18 protein-coding genes are annotated in these 17,673 nt (G+C 44.4%); 14 read left to right on the forward strand and 4 right to left on the reverse strand.

Annotated features, from left to right (window positions below):
• The first annotated feature begins 109 nt into the window (after positions 1-109).
• Together EL633_RS29235 and EL633_RS29240 are read left to right on the forward strand one after the other, a co-directional pair.
• Positions 110-940 (forward strand): GNAT family N-acetyltransferase, encoded by an 831-nt coding sequence (locus EL633_RS29235; RefSeq protein ID WP_126630758.1) that lies wholly within the window; start codon positions 110-112, stop codon positions 938-940.
• Between the two features lie 120 nt (positions 941-1,060).
• Complete coding sequence (locus EL633_RS29240) at positions 1,061-1,735, forward strand: HAD-IA family hydrolase (protein ID WP_126630759.1); 675 nt, start codon at positions 1,061-1,063, stop codon at positions 1,733-1,735.
• A gap of 81 nt (positions 1,736-1,816) precedes the next feature.
• Here EL633_RS29240 and EL633_RS29245 read toward each other — a convergent pair whose 3' ends face one another.
• Entirely contained in the window at positions 1,817-2,809 is a 993-nt protein-coding gene (locus tag EL633_RS29245) for an RIO1 family regulatory kinase/ATPase domain-containing protein (RefSeq protein ID WP_126630760.1), read from the reverse strand.
• An 835-nt stretch (positions 2,810-3,644) separates the two neighbouring features.
• Here EL633_RS29245 and EL633_RS36800 point away from each other — a divergent pair.
• From EL633_RS36800 to EL633_RS29255, 3 genes are all read left to right on the forward strand, one after another.
• Complete coding sequence (locus tag EL633_RS36800; protein WP_161982528.1) at positions 3,645-3,782, forward strand: hypothetical protein; 138 nt, start codon at positions 3,645-3,647, stop codon at positions 3,780-3,782.
• Between the two features lie 473 nt (positions 3,783-4,255).
• Complete coding sequence (locus EL633_RS29250; RefSeq protein WP_126630761.1) at positions 4,256-4,438, forward strand: hypothetical protein; 183 nt, start codon at positions 4,256-4,258, stop codon at positions 4,436-4,438.
• Between the two features lie 42 nt (positions 4,439-4,480).
• Positions 4,481-4,666 carry a hypothetical protein gene (locus EL633_RS29255; RefSeq protein WP_126630762.1) on the forward strand — a complete coding sequence of 62 codons (186 nt, stop codon included), beginning with the start codon at positions 4,481-4,483 and terminating at the stop codon, positions 4,664-4,666.
• A gap of 185 nt (positions 4,667-4,851) precedes the next feature.
• On the opposite strand, the gene EL633_RS29260 is transcribed toward EL633_RS29255, so the two are convergent.
• Positions 4,852-5,373, reverse strand: a complete 522-nt coding sequence (locus tag EL633_RS29260; RefSeq protein ID WP_126630763.1) for a DoxX family protein — start codon at positions 5,371-5,373, stop codon at positions 4,852-4,854.
• A gap of 165 nt (positions 5,374-5,538) precedes the next feature.
• Here EL633_RS29260 and EL633_RS29265 point away from each other — a divergent pair, with 165 nt between their 5' ends.
• The 4 genes from EL633_RS29265 (at position 5,539) to EL633_RS29280 (ending at position 10,287) form a co-directional block, all read left to right on the forward strand.
• Positions 5,539-5,904: a winged helix-turn-helix transcriptional regulator gene (locus EL633_RS29265; protein ID WP_126630764.1), complete on the forward strand. Its 366-nt coding sequence runs from the start codon at positions 5,539-5,541 to the stop codon at positions 5,902-5,904.
• A 385-nt stretch (positions 5,905-6,289) separates the two neighbouring features.
• On the forward strand, positions 6,290-8,053 hold the full coding sequence (locus EL633_RS29270) for a peptide ABC transporter substrate-binding protein (protein WP_126630765.1): 1,764 nt from the start codon (positions 6,290-6,292) through the stop codon (positions 8,051-8,053).
• A gap of 474 nt (positions 8,054-8,527) precedes the next feature.
• A complete protein-coding gene (locus EL633_RS29275) occupies positions 8,528-8,716 on the forward strand; it encodes a helix-turn-helix domain-containing protein (RefSeq protein ID WP_126630766.1) in 189 nt (62 codons plus the stop codon).
• 1,136 nt (positions 8,717-9,852) lie between these two features.
• Positions 9,853-10,287, forward strand: a complete 435-nt coding sequence (locus tag EL633_RS29280) for a transglycosylase SLT domain-containing protein (protein ID WP_246039290.1) — start codon at positions 9,853-9,855, stop codon at positions 10,285-10,287.
• Between the two features lie 230 nt (positions 10,288-10,517).
• On the opposite strand, the gene EL633_RS29285 is transcribed toward EL633_RS29280, so the two are convergent.
• Positions 10,518-11,114 carry a sensor histidine kinase gene (locus EL633_RS29285; protein ID WP_126630767.1) on the reverse strand — a complete coding sequence of 199 codons (597 nt, stop codon included), beginning with the start codon at positions 11,112-11,114 and terminating at the stop codon, positions 10,518-10,520.
• 633 nt (positions 11,115-11,747) lie between these two features.
• Between EL633_RS29285 and EL633_RS29290 the strand changes: the two genes are divergently transcribed.
• From EL633_RS29290 to EL633_RS29310, 5 genes are all read left to right on the forward strand, one after another.
• The gene (locus EL633_RS29290; protein WP_126630768.1) at positions 11,748-12,965 is read left to right on the forward strand and encodes a 6-phosphofructokinase; all 1,218 of its coding nucleotides are present in this window, start codon (positions 11,748-11,750) and stop codon (positions 12,963-12,965) included.
• A gap of 91 nt (positions 12,966-13,056) precedes the next feature.
• A complete protein-coding gene (locus EL633_RS29295; protein WP_126630769.1) occupies positions 13,057-13,806 on the forward strand; it encodes a YqjF family protein in 750 nt (249 codons plus the stop codon).
• Positions 13,807-13,968: 162 nt separating this feature from the next.
• Positions 13,969-15,288: a phospholipase D-like domain-containing protein gene (locus EL633_RS29300; protein WP_126630770.1), complete on the forward strand. Its 1,320-nt coding sequence runs from the start codon at positions 13,969-13,971 to the stop codon at positions 15,286-15,288.
• Between the two features lie 126 nt (positions 15,289-15,414).
• Complete coding sequence (locus EL633_RS29305; protein ID WP_126630771.1) at positions 15,415-16,395, forward strand: D-alanyl-D-alanine carboxypeptidase family protein; 981 nt, start codon at positions 15,415-15,417, stop codon at positions 16,393-16,395.
• A gap of 276 nt (positions 16,396-16,671) precedes the next feature.
• Positions 16,672-17,115, forward strand: a complete 444-nt coding sequence (locus EL633_RS29310) for a GNAT family N-acetyltransferase (protein ID WP_126630772.1) — start codon at positions 16,672-16,674, stop codon at positions 17,113-17,115.
• Positions 17,116-17,255: 140 nt separating this feature from the next.
• Here the strand turns inward: EL633_RS29310 and EL633_RS29315 are convergent, their stop codons facing one another.
• On the reverse strand, positions 17,256-17,627 hold the full coding sequence (locus EL633_RS29315) for a DUF7475 family protein (RefSeq protein WP_126630773.1): 372 nt from the start codon (positions 17,625-17,627) through the stop codon (positions 17,256-17,258).
• Positions 17,628-17,673: the final 46 nt, after the last annotated feature.

Raw genomic sequence — 17,673 nt, forward strand, 5'->3', positions numbered from 1 at the left:
TTAAGAGAGGGGTTACAGGACTACTGTGCTTCCCTTGCCTGGGTGAATACATCATGGTAGGATTAACAGTACATACATTGGAGTAAGAACAGCGACAAAGGATAGCGTAATGAGTGTACGTAGCGACGTCCTTCAGCAGATTGAGTATCCAGCAGTCATTCAGGCCATGGAAAACAATCTCATTGAATTTATCATGTATTGTAGTTGTATTCCTGATGCACAAGCTTATCGTAGTTTTGATCATATTGCTGCCATCACGGGAATTCCACAACCCTCTCTTAATGTCGTCATGCGTACGCTTATGGATGAAGCAACTATTCTCACTCGTATTGAAGAGATCATGGTACCGTTCAAAGCCAGAAAGGTGCCGATGCTCTGGTGGATTTTTCCAGGCACTCAACCACAAAACATAGGAGAATATCTGACCCAATGTGGAATCCAGTCTAATGGGATAGAGCCAGGTATGGTACTGGATCTTAGCTGGCTACCCGCAGATAAAAGCAATCCGCCAGGCTTTAGTATTGAAGAAGTTACCAGTGATGAGGACCTGCAGGAATGGATAACCGTCTCCGCCCGAGCATTTGGAGGTGATACACCATCCATCGATCCAGACTATATTACATTTGAGCGCTGTCTTGGCTGGGGGAAGGAACTTCCTTATCGACGCTTTTTAGGTCGTCTCAATGGCAAACCCGTCGCCACTTCCTCCATTTTTTTAGGGACAGATGTTGTTGGCCTTTATTCAGTAGGAACCTTGCCCGAAGCGCGAAGACAGGGGATTGGCAGCATGATGTCAATCGTGCCTCTATCAGTTGGACGCGCTTTAGGATACAATGTCAGTGTTTTGCAATCATCACCAGCTGGCTATAATCTCTATCATGCCATTGGTTTCCGTGAATGTTGCCGTATCCAGCTCTATCTCTGGGCGCCAGAAGAATAAGGCCAGATTTTTGCATAGTTCGAAACAACGTCTTTAAGAAGGACAGTCCTGTCCCGTACTATATAAAGAGCATATCAAAAAAGCCTTTAATCAAGAAAGGATTCAATAACACACTTACTTATGACAAAGAAAAAAGATCCGACAAAAGTTCTTATCTGTCGCGTGCTCCTTTTTGATTTAGATGGTGTCCTTGTCGATTCGATCGCCAATGTGGAGCGCCATTGGAGTGATTGGGCACAACGCCATCAATTAGATGCTAAACAGATACTGGCCACAATTCATGGCCGCCGTACCATTGATACCATTCGTGAGGTCGCACCCAATCTACCGGCTGAATTAGAGGCTCGCTATCTGGACGATATTCAGACACTGGATACGAATGGTGTCGCTGCCACCAAAGGTGCGGCTGCATTGCTGGCGCAACTGGCACCAGAACAATGGGCCGTAGTAACATCGGGACCAGCCATCCTGGCAAAGGCACGCTTGCGCGCCGCAGGACTACCGCTACCCCGGCTACTCATTTCCGGTAATGATGTTAAACAGGGCAAACCACATCCCGAGGGATATCTTAAAGGCGCGGAATTGATGCAAGCCGAACCAGAAGAGTGTCTTGTCATTGAAGACTCACTGCCTGGCATCCAGGCAGCGCATAAAGCCCATATACCAGCCATAGCAGTAGGAACAACCCATCCGCGCACTGAATTAAAGAGTGCGGAACTCTGGATTCCCTCACTTGAATTATTAAGCATCATCGATAGCGAAGAAGATGAGATAGCTCTGGCTGTTTCCGAGTAATCCATTATTCATTCAATAGCTCAAAAAAGAGAGGTCTGATAGGGACCTCTCTTTTTTGAGCACCATAGCAAAACTTACATGTTAAAGGATAATATCCTCTACATGGCCACCCATATGACGCGTCCATATCTCAGCTGCAAGCCGTTGAGCATCATTTTTCAAACCATAATGCTCAAAGTACTGGCAGATGCGCTCCACATCCCGTGCGAACAGCGGAAACACGTCATCATAACAAGGATCAACCGCCTGGGCAAAATCAATAATGGTAACCTCATGGTCCCAATACAGAATATTGTACTCGGAAAGATCCCCATGAACACGATTTGTAGCCAGACTTAACTCAATGTCCGCCAACAAGCGTTCAAACAGAGGAACAACCTCTTCAGCATCCAGGCGCACATCCCGCAGAAGTGGAGCTGCATGTCCTCTGGTCCCGATATAGTGCATCAAAACAGCATTACCAACATGTGCCACAGGCATTGGTACATGGACACCGGCCTGATACAACTTTTGCTGAGTAGTAAATTCATAATCGATCCAGGACACGACACGGGCAGCCTGACCACGAGCCGTCTTACGCGCAACACCGCGTAAACGATTATCACCATGGACAACGCGCCCCTGCTCATCCCGCTGCGTACGATTATGACGATAATCCGCATCATTTTTCAAGCTACGAAACATGCGCGGACGATAGACTTTTACCGCCAGATATTCCAGACCTGTATCTGGATGGGCGGAACAACAAAAGACGGTTGCTTCTTTTCCACTTTTCACAACATGCAGAATATCGACAATCAACTTCTGCTCATATAATGGAGTCAAGGAAGACAGAATCCATGGAGCATCGCGCTGGGAAGACAGAAAGGTTGGATTAAATGTAGATGGTTGCTGTGCATCAATGCCTTGCTCTTTCAGCCAGCGCTGCACATCCTCGCTACTCTCATAACTGGTCTTCTTCTCCTGCTTGACACGCACTGGTGGACGTCGAATAGGCTCCCACCGCACGCTTGGCTCATCCCCTTGATCCTCAAGTTCACCTGGATGGATATTTTTTGCAAGTTTCTTTACCATAATCCATACTCCTTCAACACACCAGACATACTATCGACACATCGATACACAGGCGCAGCACAAGAAAACATACGCTAAACCTCTATACCCGCATGGGTAATGAAACTGGAAAAACCAGAGAGCAGATTTATGCGCTGTAGCGGGGAAGATTAGATGTTAAGCAGCCAAAAAGGCACAATCATACCCCAAAAGGCCGTGGAGCATAAACATTGAGGATAGACCGCTCAGGCCACGGCGACAGCATGCTGTACCTGTGGCTCACTGCTCATAAAAAAACCACAGGTGGCAGTGCACCAGTGGTCCATCAAGCAGGTAACGCGTACCATAATGATAGGAAAAGCGGCAAAAAGCACGCATGTTCCTATCTCCGCGTCATCACAAAGGAATAGAAGGAGTTGATGGAAGTGATGAAATGCACCTACCTCCGGGCAGGCTCCAGCACAACAAAAGCCGAAAGCTCAAGCCCAGAACGAGCGGAGGGAATAGTAGTAGAAATTAAAGTCATTATTTGTACCTCCTTTGAGTGCATAATCTGGGAAGAGTGTATCATTAAATAATTCCAGTGTCAAGCAAAAAACATCTGCAAATGCCAGATAAAAAATATAAGATATGACCGTGCTTTTCTACAAGCACCCGTAATCACCCGGACGCTTAAAAGTACAAAGAACAAATACATATAAAATCACCTATACACTAATTTTTACAACGTAAAAATATTTGTCCAAATTTAGCTTGACAATAGTAGTGCTTTATGTTATCTTTGTATTGTAATACATCGATAGAAAACACTCTACATTTTTTTGAATATCTAGACAGAAAGGCACGGAGGTAAACAATGAAAGCACCAATGCTTTTTAACCGTCGCGTGCAGTCTGTCCTGATATCCCATCTCTTAAACCCCTACTTTACAGGATGTCTGACAGACCAGCAAGGTGAAGACATCTATCAATTTGGCGGTAGTGAGCTCTCATAGAGCCCTCCCCAACTCTCTTTTGTTTTTTACTGCTTCATGCGACGGCCCGAGTGGTGTCTGAAGCAAATTTCCCATTTTTTTCAGCGCAGTACCTGGAATTCAACAGGCGTTTTTTACTTTACTCATTCAGCAGTAATTATAGAGCGCATATCGAATTTCCTGTTTTTAATACGACAGAATAAGTTGATCTTTTTGGCATTTTTTGCACTATAACTGTATCATCCGGTTTTTTGTGCTCATTTTCACGGCTACATTCGCACAGAACGGATACACAGAAGAGAGGAAAAACGCCATGAGATTAGGATTTATAGTGCAAAAATTGCCGCTTTCGAGCTGGCGATAAAGAATATAGTAGTAGAACCGTAAGTAGTAAAAAGAGTTGAATAGCCAGAAACATCCACGCTAGTCGTTCTTGAAACGGCCGCAATCCTGTCTCAGCGGCAAAAAAAATTACACGAGATAAGAGGTGAAGTATGATACAGTTCAAGAAGGGTATGATGGTCTTCAATCAGGTTGAGCAGACAACCGCTGTGAAGTATGGTCAGACTGTTCAGCAGCGTGTCGTACTAAGCACACGAATGCAGCAGCAGGAGACACGCGGCCGAATGTACAAAAAAGGTATGATGGTTGGTTCGACTGTCAAGGGTTTGTATTAGGGGAACGTCAAAAAACAGTTAGAGATGCTGAGAGGTGAACGTATGGTACAGTTCAAAAAGGGTATGATGGTCTTTAAGCAGATCGACCAGGTGGAAGATCTGAAATGGGGTCAAACTGCTCAGAAACGTGTCGTACTCACCACACAGTTTCAGCAGCCCCAAGACACACGTGGCCGGATCTTCAAGAAAGGAATGATGGTCCGCCCTATCATCAAAAAAGCATACTAAGTTTTTGTAGCCCAAACAAAAAGTCCAGCGTTTAGTAGTGATGCTAAACGCTGGACTTTTTGTTTGGGCAGTATTGCATAAAAAGGATGATGTTCCTGCAACATATCTATCTGCCAATAAAACTTTCCAGCTATGTATAGTTCAGATACATAGCTGGAAAGAAAAATTGAGAAGCCTGGAAAAATTTAGGCAGCCTTTTGAGCCGGGGCCTGTTTGGCAGTTTGTCTATAACTACTAACTGCACCAATCGCCACCACAATAATAGCCAGCACCAGGCCGACCCAGAATAGAAGCGAAGGTACAACAATATGGGCCAGAGCATCAATTGAATAAGCACCAGGACCCATTAAACCGATGACCAGACCAATAATCATCAATACAAATGGATATTCGTAACCACCTTGTGTGGACCAGAAACCATTCGCCCAGTGGAAACGGATAACTGCCATTAGCATACTGGCAAACACTGCGATCGCACCCAGTGGCGTAAGAAAACCAAGGACCAGCAGTAGACCGCCAGCAAATTCACCTAACGCTCCCAGTAGAGCCCAGAACCATGCAGGCGCAAAACCCTGAGATTTCAGCCAACCGGTTGTACCTGTAAAACCGTGACCTCCAAACCAACCGAAAAGTTTTTGCGAACCATGGCCCATTAAAATTGCACCAATCACGACCCGTAGAATAAGTAGACCAATAGATAAAGACATGAGTAAATCCCTTCTGAGTAACCTGTATTTTGTTACTTTTATTTTGTTAGTAACGCATGCAGATACTATACACCCGTCGCTAATCTTTATCAAGTCACTAATTTTATGTTAGTATAGAAACACAAAGATCCAGTTCAGTATCACTATCATCAGGGGGAATATCTCATGGAAGATCAGGAGCCAATGTGTAGCCGTTATCAACAGGCAGCGAATTTAATTAGTAAGCGCTGGATGCCACTCATAGTAAAAGTATTGTTGGCCGGGCCACAGCACTACAGACAGATCGCACGAGCAGTTGGCGCTATCAGTGATCGAGTTCTTTCCATGCGCTTAAAAGAACTAGAAGAACAGGAAATTATCCAGCGCATAGTCTTCCCTGAGATACCAGTAAGGATTGAATATATGCTGACAGACAAGGGCCAGGCACTCAGTACAGTTATTGATGCCATTGAGCACTGGGGAACAGACTGGCTTCCCTTGCCACAAAATGGGCAGGAAGCATTAGAAGAACAGTCTCCATACTCAGAATAAAAAAAATCGAGAAAATAAATCTTGTGTCCTCCCTCCAACTACTACCGACACATTCGTCGAAAAAATAAGCTCGTAGTGGAAAATTTACCTTATGCGTCACTTAAAAAAGGATCATATCCTAGAAAGTTGCGATAAACTCCCCGTTCTATATAGTAAATTTTTTCTACAGATTTCTATACATACTTATTTTTACTGTGAGATCTTTTAAACCCCTGACGTAGTATTCATATGGTTTCTTTTTTCTAAAGAGTCAAAATCAGATTGCGAGGATAGGAAGGAGCTCACACTCGTCAAAGATCTGTGACCATGCTCTCGTGCAGATGAATAGATGATAGCAAGCACAAATATAGAGGAAACATCCCCATAGAATCAGGAGACGTCACAAATGAGACCAAGTAAACCTATGAGTCGTCAGGTAATTCCAATCCTGCTATGTATACTGGCAACGCTACTCACCGCCTGCGGCGGCCAAACATCCACCCCACCCCCATCAAATGCCGGTTCAGATAAAGCTTCAGATGATAAACAAGTTTTCGTTAGACCTATTACAGGCCGCGCCGACCTCAAAACATTTGATCCAGCCCTGGCCGGCGACCTTAACTCCATCAATGCTATAAACATGGTCTTTTCCGGTCTCGTAACGCTCAATGATAAGCTCGAAGTACAAAAACAACTGGCCCAATCATATGAAGTCAGCCAGGATGGTTTGAATTGGACCTTCAGATTAAAGCCAGGCCTCAAATTTAGTGATGGTCAGCCACTGACATCTAAAGATGTTGCCTACAGTATTGATCGAGCTCTGGATCCCAAGGTACAATCGGCGGTTTCAACCACCTATCTAGGCCTGCTCAAAGATGCAGATAAAAGAAATACTGGTAAGGTCTCATCATTGATCAATGATAGTATCATCACACCTGACGATCAAACCATCATTCTGAAAACCAGCCAGAAGGCAGCTTATTTCCTGGAAGCCCTGACCTACAACACCTCATTTGTAGTAGAGCGTAAACTCATCGACAAATATGGCGCCAACTTTACCGATCACCTCAACGAAGGTGGTACCTCCGGTCCCTGGAAAGTTGATAAGTTTGAGCACGGCAAACAAATTGTGCTGGTCCCTAACCCCTATTATTCCGGCAACAAGCCCAAACTCAAAAAGGTCGTCATTCCATTCTTTAAAAATTCCCAGACCGCTTATCAGGAATATCAAAATGGGCAACTTCATTCCACTGGCGTGCCATCATCAATGCTGACTGCGGCTCGTGGGCTCCCTGATAATCAGTTTCACCAGACGCCAATTCTGGCCATTGATTTCATTGCCATGAATTACCTTACCAAACCTTTTGATAATCTGAAAATTCGGCAAGCATTTGCCTTAGCCTTGAATAAAGATGCTCTGGCCCACAATGTGAATAAGGACACCACTATTGCGACCAACCACATCGTACCTAAGGGTATGCCTGGCTACAACCAAAATCTGACCGGCCCCCAGAACGTGAAAGAGACCAAAGGGGATGCCACAATGGCCAAAAAGTTGTTGGATGAGGGCATGAAAGAAGCGGGCTATACCGCTGCTAACTTCCCCACAGTCACCTTTACAGTTGCTACCGAGGGCTCGGCGGACGCAGCGAATGCCTTCAGTGCCATGCAACAAATGTGGAAAAACGCGCTGGGCATCAACGTCAAGATCCGAGATACAGAATTTGGTACCCTGCTGGACGAGGCAAATGCAGCCGCCAATAATCCTAAGGGTATCCAGATGTGGTATGCAGACTGGTACGCTGACTATCCAGATCCACAGGACTGGTTGACTCTGCTGTTTGGCAGTAACGCCAGCAAAAATGGGATGAATTATGGTCAGAATAAGCAACCTTATAACTCCGCCCAACAGGCCAATCAGGCACTCATGCTCAAAGCTGATGCCAACACAAATGACACTGAACGCATGCAACAGTACAATCAAATAGAGCAAGCACTGGTAAACGATGTTGCCTGGATTCCAACCGCTCAGGAAACGTCAACATCGGTGAGAAAAACTTGTATCGTAGGCATGGTTGATAATGCTCAGGGATTGACACCTCCAGATGACTGGGGTTCAATCTATATCTCAACCAATGCTAACTGTGCGGATGCGAGCAAGTATAAATAGCTAAACAGCATGTACACCTTATAAAAAACAGAACAGGACGCGGATGATTACCGCGTCCTGTTTTGTTTTGTAATAAAGACCCGTCTTTTGTTACGAAGCATCCTACAAAAATGACGTAAGCGCTTTTAGCAGCAGATCCTAGCAACCTGTCTTCACCCATCGCGATACCCGTGACCTTGTCAGGGTCTAATGCTTTGATAAAATGTTTCAAACACGCTGTGATAGAATATAAAGAGCCAGAGAATAGACTATTCATGTTGCACATGGATAGACTATTTGTTTTACTTCTAAGCACTAAGAGTAAGGAAAACGACACACACATTCCCCATAAAGTATCACTGCTTTACAATTTCATAACATTGTTATACAATGTTTGCGTAATATCAAATTACGACAATGTTTCACACTATTTTCAGTCTATATAGACAAAAATAAGTGTAAGCATATATAGCACTATTAAAGGAGACATATACAATGAGTGATCTTTTAACCGTATCAGAAGTGGCACAAATTCTTCGTGTCGACGACACCACCGTTCGCCGCTGGGTAAAACAGGGTGCATTGGAAGCTGTAGTACTGCCACACGTCAACGCCCGCCAGGCATATCGCATCAAACGCGAGACATTAAATCGCGTCTTGGGCAGCGAAATCGAACTTCAGTAAGTTCTCAATATATCGCTACAGATAAAAAAAGAAGAGACTGTACTTACAAAATGTACAGTCTCTTCTTTTTTTATCTGCTCGTCACATAATCTTTAGCTCTACAATTCTATGTGTATGAGTCAATAAAGCGATGTGAGCAAGTACTCCTTGCACGGCAATTTTAACAGGTAGTTTCGAGTCTACACAAACACAAAATCGAGCTTAAATAGTACCTGGTTCCTACCATATTTGACGATACCTATTAACCGGTCTATACTATCGAAAGTAGATCACCGTCAGGTAATACGATCTGAAATCGTTATTAATCAGGTGATACGATCTACATTTTTAAAGAGACCAGTGCTCATTGCCATGGTGATAATGAACTTAAATAGTACCTGATTCCTATCACATTTGACGATAGTTCTCAGTCAAGTTACACTAAGACTACTACATAGAGACCAGTAATGTTGATAAAAACATCGGTCATAAGTGTAACAGTACTAAGTACCTATCACAATTGACAGTAGATATCAATCACGCGATACTATTATAAATATCGTATCCACATCGGGTTCCACTCAATGCGAACTGCGAAATTTGTTAGACATTTAGTACTAACAAATTTGACAGCAAAACAAAAATAGGTCACATTTATAGTAGTGCAATGACGTAGACAAATTAGCGCAGTACACTATACTCCCCAAGATTTGACAACAGGACGTGGCTAATCAACAATAGGGTAAGATAGTTTTCAGAGGAGAAGATACTTTCCTCAACAATCTCAATCCAATTGATTGTTTGAATAGTAAAACGACAAACCGTACGACAAGTCGTTCATTCTCGTAGCTTCAACCTGACTAGTCCCCGGCATCTCCCGTGGTTTCACAATAACAACCTCCAAATAGTAGAAGTTTTCAGGTCTACATTCCCACTTCGCCAGACCGAGGATCAGGCTGTGTTTTTCGCCCTTTTCCCAGTCAGCTATTGGAGATAAGAAAGTAGTTGCATACATACTTATGTGTGCTCATCCTAATGTGTAAGCGGAACAACATTGGTAAAAGCAGGCACACTACGGAAATGAATGTAAAAGAGCAGAGCTCAGTGCATCGATTAGCAACGATGCAATGTAGTTTCTCATCACAAGGAGTACAAACTTGACTTCATTACAGAATACAAGCGTAAATCGTTCAACAAACAGCCCAAAACGTCGTATTGTCACCCTTACCTTTGCCTTATTGTTAGGCATGATGATGTTTGGTGCCATGCTTGGTTTCCAGACACGTACAACGCATGCTGCCTCCAATGAGACCTATATGGTCAATATTATTCGCGGCGTTTTCGGTGGATACTCAAATCAAGCCATTCGTATCGCCCAATGCGAATCAACAATGAATCCAAATGCTCGTAACGTTACACCAATTGGTGGAAGTTATGCATCAGGCCTCTTCCAAATCCTCTATCCAAGCACGTGGAGGGGTACATCACAGGCAGCTCAATCTCCATTTAATCCACAAGCCAACACCCGGGCCGCCTATGAGCTATTCAGCAGAGATGGCCACACCTGGAGACAGTGGCAGTGTAAAGCATAACTATACATTCCTATTCACAGATAGAACCATATAAGCTGTTTTATACTACGATTTATAGTAAAAACACAATAAAATGTATCCATAGATACCATTTCTTTCTCGGGTTCTTTCTAACTCAAACAAGCCTCCCGCTCGGACGAATTGTCCAAGCGGGAGGCTTGCTTCTACACTAAAATAGTAGTGGCTTCCTACGGCTCTCTCAATTGTTTAAAGATAGTGGTGTATTTTTATCACGCATACGCTGGAAGCGTAATGTAGAGAGTAGTGCCTTGCTGCTCCACTGCATCAAACCAGATATAGCCAGCTTGTTGTTCTATTAAAGAACGGCTTACATAGAAACCAGGGCTGGAGCCCTTAAAAGTTAGCGCATTCTCTGCTCGACTCGCACAACCAAAAACCTGATAAGGTTGCTCATCTGGCATCCCAATACCATAGTCCTTGATAAGGAGGACTGCTACGCGTACCTGCACCGACTCATGTCCCTCCGTGATCTCAAGGTCAATTCGGCCTCCATCAGGACTATACTTGATGACATTCTTTAGTAAGTTTATCAGCACCTGTTCCATACGTAATGCATCCACCAGTACAATCAAATAATGCAAACGCGTATGAACTTGAAGGCGATGTTTTTTGGTGGTTATCTGTAAACGTCTGACCACACGGCGTGTCAGCGCGACCAGATCACAAGGCTCGATATTGAGCTTTAACCTTCCTACTTGCAGGTGCGTAACATCTCGCAAATCATCCTGTGCTTTCAGATCCATATCACGTAGAGAAGATAAGCACTTCACATCCTCTTTAGATTTGTTAGCGGCATTCGAATTCATTCTTTACCTCATAGCTCGTAAGAGTATTGAATTCTTTATTACTAATATTGGCTTGCCATACTTTTTTTCTACCAATACTATATAACACTATATGTAACTACTAAAGCAAGCTTAGCTATATTTTATTGATAGATTTATTTATTTTTTAAGTGATGGTTCTCAACTTTGCTCCTCTGCTCATATACAACCTTCGAGATTCGATTTTATTCAATAGCATAAACATGAACAATCATCAATACGGACAGAACGTATAAGCATCCAGCAAGATAAAGCTACCAATTCAAACACAGAGGCATTATGATAGTCCCGCTATCATAATACAAAGAGAGCAAATATTACTGTATTTATACAAAAGCATACGCAAAGCTGAGAGCTAAGAGCTGACACTTATAAAGACCAATATTGGCATTAAATGTGTGAACAATACACACAGGAACTAAAATGAATAGTGATATAGTTCCATGCAGATATAAGGTTTCTGATCGGCAAAAGTGGTATAATTTCTCCTGTACATCTTTGTGGGAAGGAAAAAATTCCAGACCAATAAAGAAAAGGAAAATACCTTCTTGTCTCTTAGAATTCGGAAGGTATTAAGTAATAGAGAGTAATGTAAAAACCGAAAAGGGGTTTAACATGCCAGGACATGTATCAAGACCTATCCGCTCATTAGGCGTTCTGACTGGCGGTGGGGATGTTCCAGGACTCAACGTGGCCATTAAAGCCCTGGTGTACCGTGCCGAAACTATGGGTATCCGCGTCATGGGATTACGCGCTGGCTGGGAGGGGATCACCTTTCTGGATCGCTCCCGCAAACAGGATGAACTGGTCTTTAAGGTGGAAGAGGCTTCCACCTGGAAAGATGGCTATTTAATGCCATTGACCCGTCTCAATACACGTAGCATTGATCGCCAGGGCGGTACAATTCTGCAATCATCGCGTACCAATCCCGCCAATATGCGTGTCAGTGAACTTCCTGAACATCTGAAATCTTACGGAGAAGGACATAAACCTGAAGATCGGGTGGATCTGACAAAAGAAGTTCTGGCGAATCTGGAGTTTCTAGAGTTAGATGGACTGGTTGCCATTGGCGGCGATGACACATTGAGCTACGGAGCCAAATTGGCAAACGAGGGAATTCCTGTATGGGCCATTCCAAAGACGATGGATAATGATGTACCCGGCACTGACTATTGTATTGGTTTTCAAACCGCTATCAGCCGCGCGGGGGAATTTATCAATCGTATCCGTTCAACCGCAGGTTCGCACCGCCAGACGGTACTTTTCCGTATGTTTGGCCGCGATGCCGGCTTTACAGCACTCGAAACCGCAGCCGTAACCTGGGCTGATCGGCTCATCATTCCTGAAGTTCCTATCAACATTGACCGTCTGGCTGATCTAGTATTGCAGGATCGACAAAATCCCGAGGGTTATTCATTTGTCGTCATGTCCGAGGGAGCGAACATGGGTGTGCCAGTCCCCACTGTCGGTGAGGCTGACGCCTATGGACATAAGAAAAAAGCCAATGTCGCAGAATTCCTGGGGGAGCAATTGACCAGCCGCATCCCGGGTGTGCGCTTCCTCCCTATTGATCTGACCTATTTCTTGCGTAGTGGTGAACCAGAAGTTTATGATAAGGATATAGCGATTCACTTCGCTAATCTCATCATGAGCAAGGTGAGCGAAGGCATGTACAACGTGATGGCTGCCCATCGCAATGGCGACTATATCTGCACCGATATCCCGGGCAAAGATATTCCAGCCCGGCGCGTTGATCCAGCCGATTATCATGAGACGCGTTACCGCCCACGCTTTGAGCGCATCAGTGGTCCATATCAACCGCAAATTCGTTAAGTGGACAATTTGGGGGGTACCATACTCTTTTTCCAGGTAACAGCATGAGAGAAATATCATCTCATGCTGTTACCTAATTGCAGAGGTGCACATGAAGTCCGGAGAAATATTACAAACAGTAAGTCATCGTGACTATCCACCACCCCATCAGCCTTGGATTATGCGGCAAAGCTGGCATGAATTACTTTTTGCACACTGGCCAATTGCGCCCGCGACCCTGCAAGCTATTATGCCCGCTTGCTTCGAAGTCGATACGTTTGCAGGTGAAGCCTGGATAGGGATCGTGCCCTTTAGAATGACCGATGTACGACCACGAGGACTGGTTGCACTACCATCCCTTTCCCAATTTCCAGAATTAAATGTGCGTACCTATGTCACACATAATGGGAGGCCAGGAGTCTACTTCTTTAGTCTTGAAGCCGGAAACCCCATTGCGGTCGCTCTGGCACGTTCGATATTTCACCTTCCTTACTTCAATGCCTTGATGCAATGTCAACGTATAGGTGATACCATCAGCTATCGCAGTCATCGAACTCATCGCGGGGCGCCAGCGGCTGATTTTATTGCTCGCTATCAACCTACCGGCGATATCGCGTATGCACAACATACCTCCATCGAAGCCTGGCTCACTGATCGCTATTGTCTGTATACAAATGTAGGGAAACAGGCATATCGGGCCAACATCCACCATCTCCACTGGCCTCTACAACCTGCCGCGTTAGAAATAAGTCGCAACACCATGGCACTCGCCCATGGTATTCAATTACCTGACACCGATCCTTTGCTTTACTATTCACATCGCCTCGACGTGTTAGTCTGGCCGATACAAAAGATCCAATAGCCCATTTGTACCCCTGAAAAGAGCGTATAGAAGGGCGAAAATAAAATAGTCCTGGCCTTGCACCAGTACCATACGCTGGCTTAAAAGGTTACATGTTATAATAAAAGAAAACGTATAAATTACTATTGTTCCTATACTATCTTAGTAGATTGATGTAAACAGATGGAAAGAAAATTACGAGCATCACAGTTCCACCGCAAAAAGACAGATTTACCATCTCAACTCGACACATACGTATCAAAGCTCTGGCCTGACCATTTTTCGATCCGGCTCTTACTGCGCAATATCCTCGTTACCATCTTTTCGGTTCAATTGTTCACCGCCACTATATTGCTCATCATTACTGCGATCAGGGATCGCCATAAAAAGGATCGTAGCTTTCCACATATTGACCTGAAAGAGGTCCAGGTTGGAGAGAATCGTTTACAATTATATGATTATGGACGCGAACTGTATAAAGATATGCTGGAAGCAATTGATAATGCGGAAGAGAGCATATATATTGAATCATATATCTGGAAAGACGATGAAGCCGGTTGGGAATTCAAAGCTCACCTGGCCCAAAAAGCTGCACAGGGAATCGATGTTTATGTAATCTTTGATCAGATTGGCAATCTCGTTGTGCCTCAGGAATTTAAAACCTCCTTCGATCCAGCCATCCACTTGCTACAATATCAAGCCTTTGGCTTAATTCAACATATCATTGATCCACGGCGTTATGCGCTCGATCACCGCAAATTACTCATCGTGGATGGTCATACCAGCTTTATTGGCGGCTACAATATTGGGAGCCTGTATGCTAACACATGGCGAGACACCCATCTGCGTATTAAAGGACCAGCCTCAGCTGAGATTGCACGCTCTTTCACGGATTTTTGGAATCGTTTTTGTCCGCGCGATAAGCAAATTAGCCGCCATCACCCCCGTAGATTTGATCCGCTTATCAACCTGCATGGCAATGACGCGTTACGGCTGACCTTCCCTATTCGCGATATGTATATAGAAGCAATCCATCGGGCTGAACACTCAATCTACCTCTCAAACGCTTACTTTGTGCCCGATGGCAGCCTGCTGGACGCACTAAAAGAGGCCGCGTTGCGTGGCGTTGATGTACGCATTCTAGTTCCCTGGGTATCTAATCATGTGGTTACCGATTGGATATCCCATAGTTACTTCAGCGAATGTTTAGAGGCCGGCATCAAGATATTAGGTTATCGACACGCTATGTTGCATGCGAAAACCTGTACTATAGATGGCCAGTGGTCAACGGTCGGGACGGCAAATATGGATCGTTTAAGCTCAATTGGCAACTATGAAATTAATGTTGAGGTGTATAGTTCAGAATTTGCGCAACAAATGGAACGGCTCTTCGCCTGCGATACAGAGGATGTCATAGAGCTCAGTGCCAAACAATGGCATAAGCGACCCTGGTATAACAAATTAAGTGAACATATTCTGGCTCCACTGCGTTTTATGATGTAGTACTGACGACGAGGTGAAGAAGTGAGTGGATGGATGCCAAAAAATAAGCCTATTACAGAGTATATACAATAACAATGATGCTCCTCTGACCCGAACGATCTAGAAATTAGAGGGATAGACGCTATTATGAAACGATATATAGTTGCTACAGTTCTATTTGTGCTGGCAATTGAGATTATACTGATCATTCCATTGATGATATTTACGCCTGTCGGTACAAAAGTTGTAGATACATTCAATCCAACACCCACACCCACACCGATGCCTGTTCTCAGTTCGAACGGCCTGACACCTCCCGCCATCAAATCGCCAGTGATGTATCTCCTGGATGCAGACACGAACAATGTTCTGGCCAATGTACGTGGGAACGAGCGTCTACCTATTGCCAGTACCACAAAAATCATGACCGCCATCATCGCTTTAGAAAAAAGCAAACCTGACCAGATTGTAGAGGTCAAAGAAGATGCAGTCAAAGAGGTAACAGAAAATCTGGGCAGCAATGCTAATCTTAAGGCAGGTGACAAAGTACGCATGATCGATATGCTCTATGGACTGATGATACCTTCGGGCGATGATGCGGCGATTGCTATCGCTGACACGATCAGTGGTTCCCCGGCGAATTTCGTCAAGCTCATGAATGACTATGCGCACAAACTTCACTTGAATAATACCCACTACATCAATCCAGACGGACTTACCTACTATATTGGAGCCGATAAAAAACCCGATCCCAATGAATACAGTACCGCTGCTGATCTGGCACAACTAACACGTTACGCCCTACAAAATCCAATCTTCGCTCAGATCATTCAAATTCAGCACTATCAACTACCAGCCACGGCGGACCACGGTGCATTTAACTGGGTCACAACCAATGACTTGCTGCAATCATATCCAGGTGTCATTGGCGTCAAAACAGGATTTACGGTTGAGGCAGGGTCCTGCCTGGTGTTTGCGGGCCGGGATGTCCGGCATACCTTGATTGGCGTGCTCCTCCAGGGAAAAGAAAAAACTGACCGCTTCACCGATGCACCTGAATTATTACAATGGGGATTTGCTCTTCCTTTGCGCGCACCTACCCCGACTCCAACGCCTAAAAATAAATAGTGGGAGTACGCAAGCAGATGAGTTTCAATACAGCTATACTCCAGTTGAAACTCATCTGCTTTCATTTCATTCTTTTCGGAATGGTAATCAATACCTGAAGTCAATAGAAACTGCAAGACCTCTCGCCGCACTCATTCGTTATGATTGATAGTAGATACATCGATACATACACACATAGCATAGAATATTTACTGGATAACTACAAAAGCAACGCCAGCATAGTTAGCCATCCTCATGCATTATTTTTACATTCAAAGATGAAGAGGCACAGTTAAGATGAAAGTTGAAATTACCATTGCCACACTCGAAGAGAAATTTATCATCCGCAATCTACTAGAACTTTGCCAGCACGACTCCAGCGAGTTCAACGCAAAAAATATTGGCGACTTCGGGCTCTTCGACTATCCATATTTAGACCACTACTGGACCGATCCGAACCGCTATCCCTTTTTGATTCGCGTCGAGCATAAACTGGCTGGCTTTGTGCTTGTACAAAAAGTCGATGAACCGGCCACATATAGTATCATCGAGTTCTTTATTTTGCGTAAATATCGTCAACAAGGACTCGGTCAGGTGGTAGCTCACCAGATCTTCGACATGTTCCCTGGACGCTGGCGGGTACGACAGGATGTTGAGAACGAAACCGCCCAGCTTTTCTGGCGTAAAGTGGTAGCTCGCTACACAAACAATCGTTATCAGGAAACGCAAGATAAAGTGTAAAGCCCTTAGACATGGATAGATAAAGGAATGAGGAATTTTCAGAAAGGGGAGATGCATCCCTGCATCGTACATTTCACTAGATTCTTACCAGGATACTACGACGAAAAATGAACAAGGGCTAGTTGTTCGCAAGCCACCGGTCATAGTACCGCATGGCTACGCATACTCCGATCATCGAGCACTAATAAGATGATTAAAACCACCTCAATTGCTTTGGTTACGTATCCAATAGGTTCTGATGGTAATCCGATCAAAAGCCACATGATGATCGTCACAGCTGTATAAGCCATCAACACATAATTTACTATCCTACGATAGGACGCTAGCTGCGGTAAAAATCGAGCTACCAATAAAACAAGATAGCCAATAGCGTTCAGAATAAACCAGGTACGTAAGTCTTCATCTGGCTGCATGGCCAGATACAGATGGATCAGCGCAGTTGCCAGTGTACAAACGATAATTCCGATCTGCAAGGCTCCCGTCTGCGTACGAGATTGCGACATTTGCGTCATAAAACTACAGTACCCCTTTCTCTCCACGAATGCTGCTTTGTAAACT

Origin of the sequence: Dictyobacter alpinus, from assembly GCF_003967575.1 — a bacterium.
Taxonomy (GTDB): Bacteria; Chloroflexota; Ktedonobacteria; order Ktedonobacterales; family Ktedonobacteraceae; genus Dictyobacter; species Dictyobacter alpinus.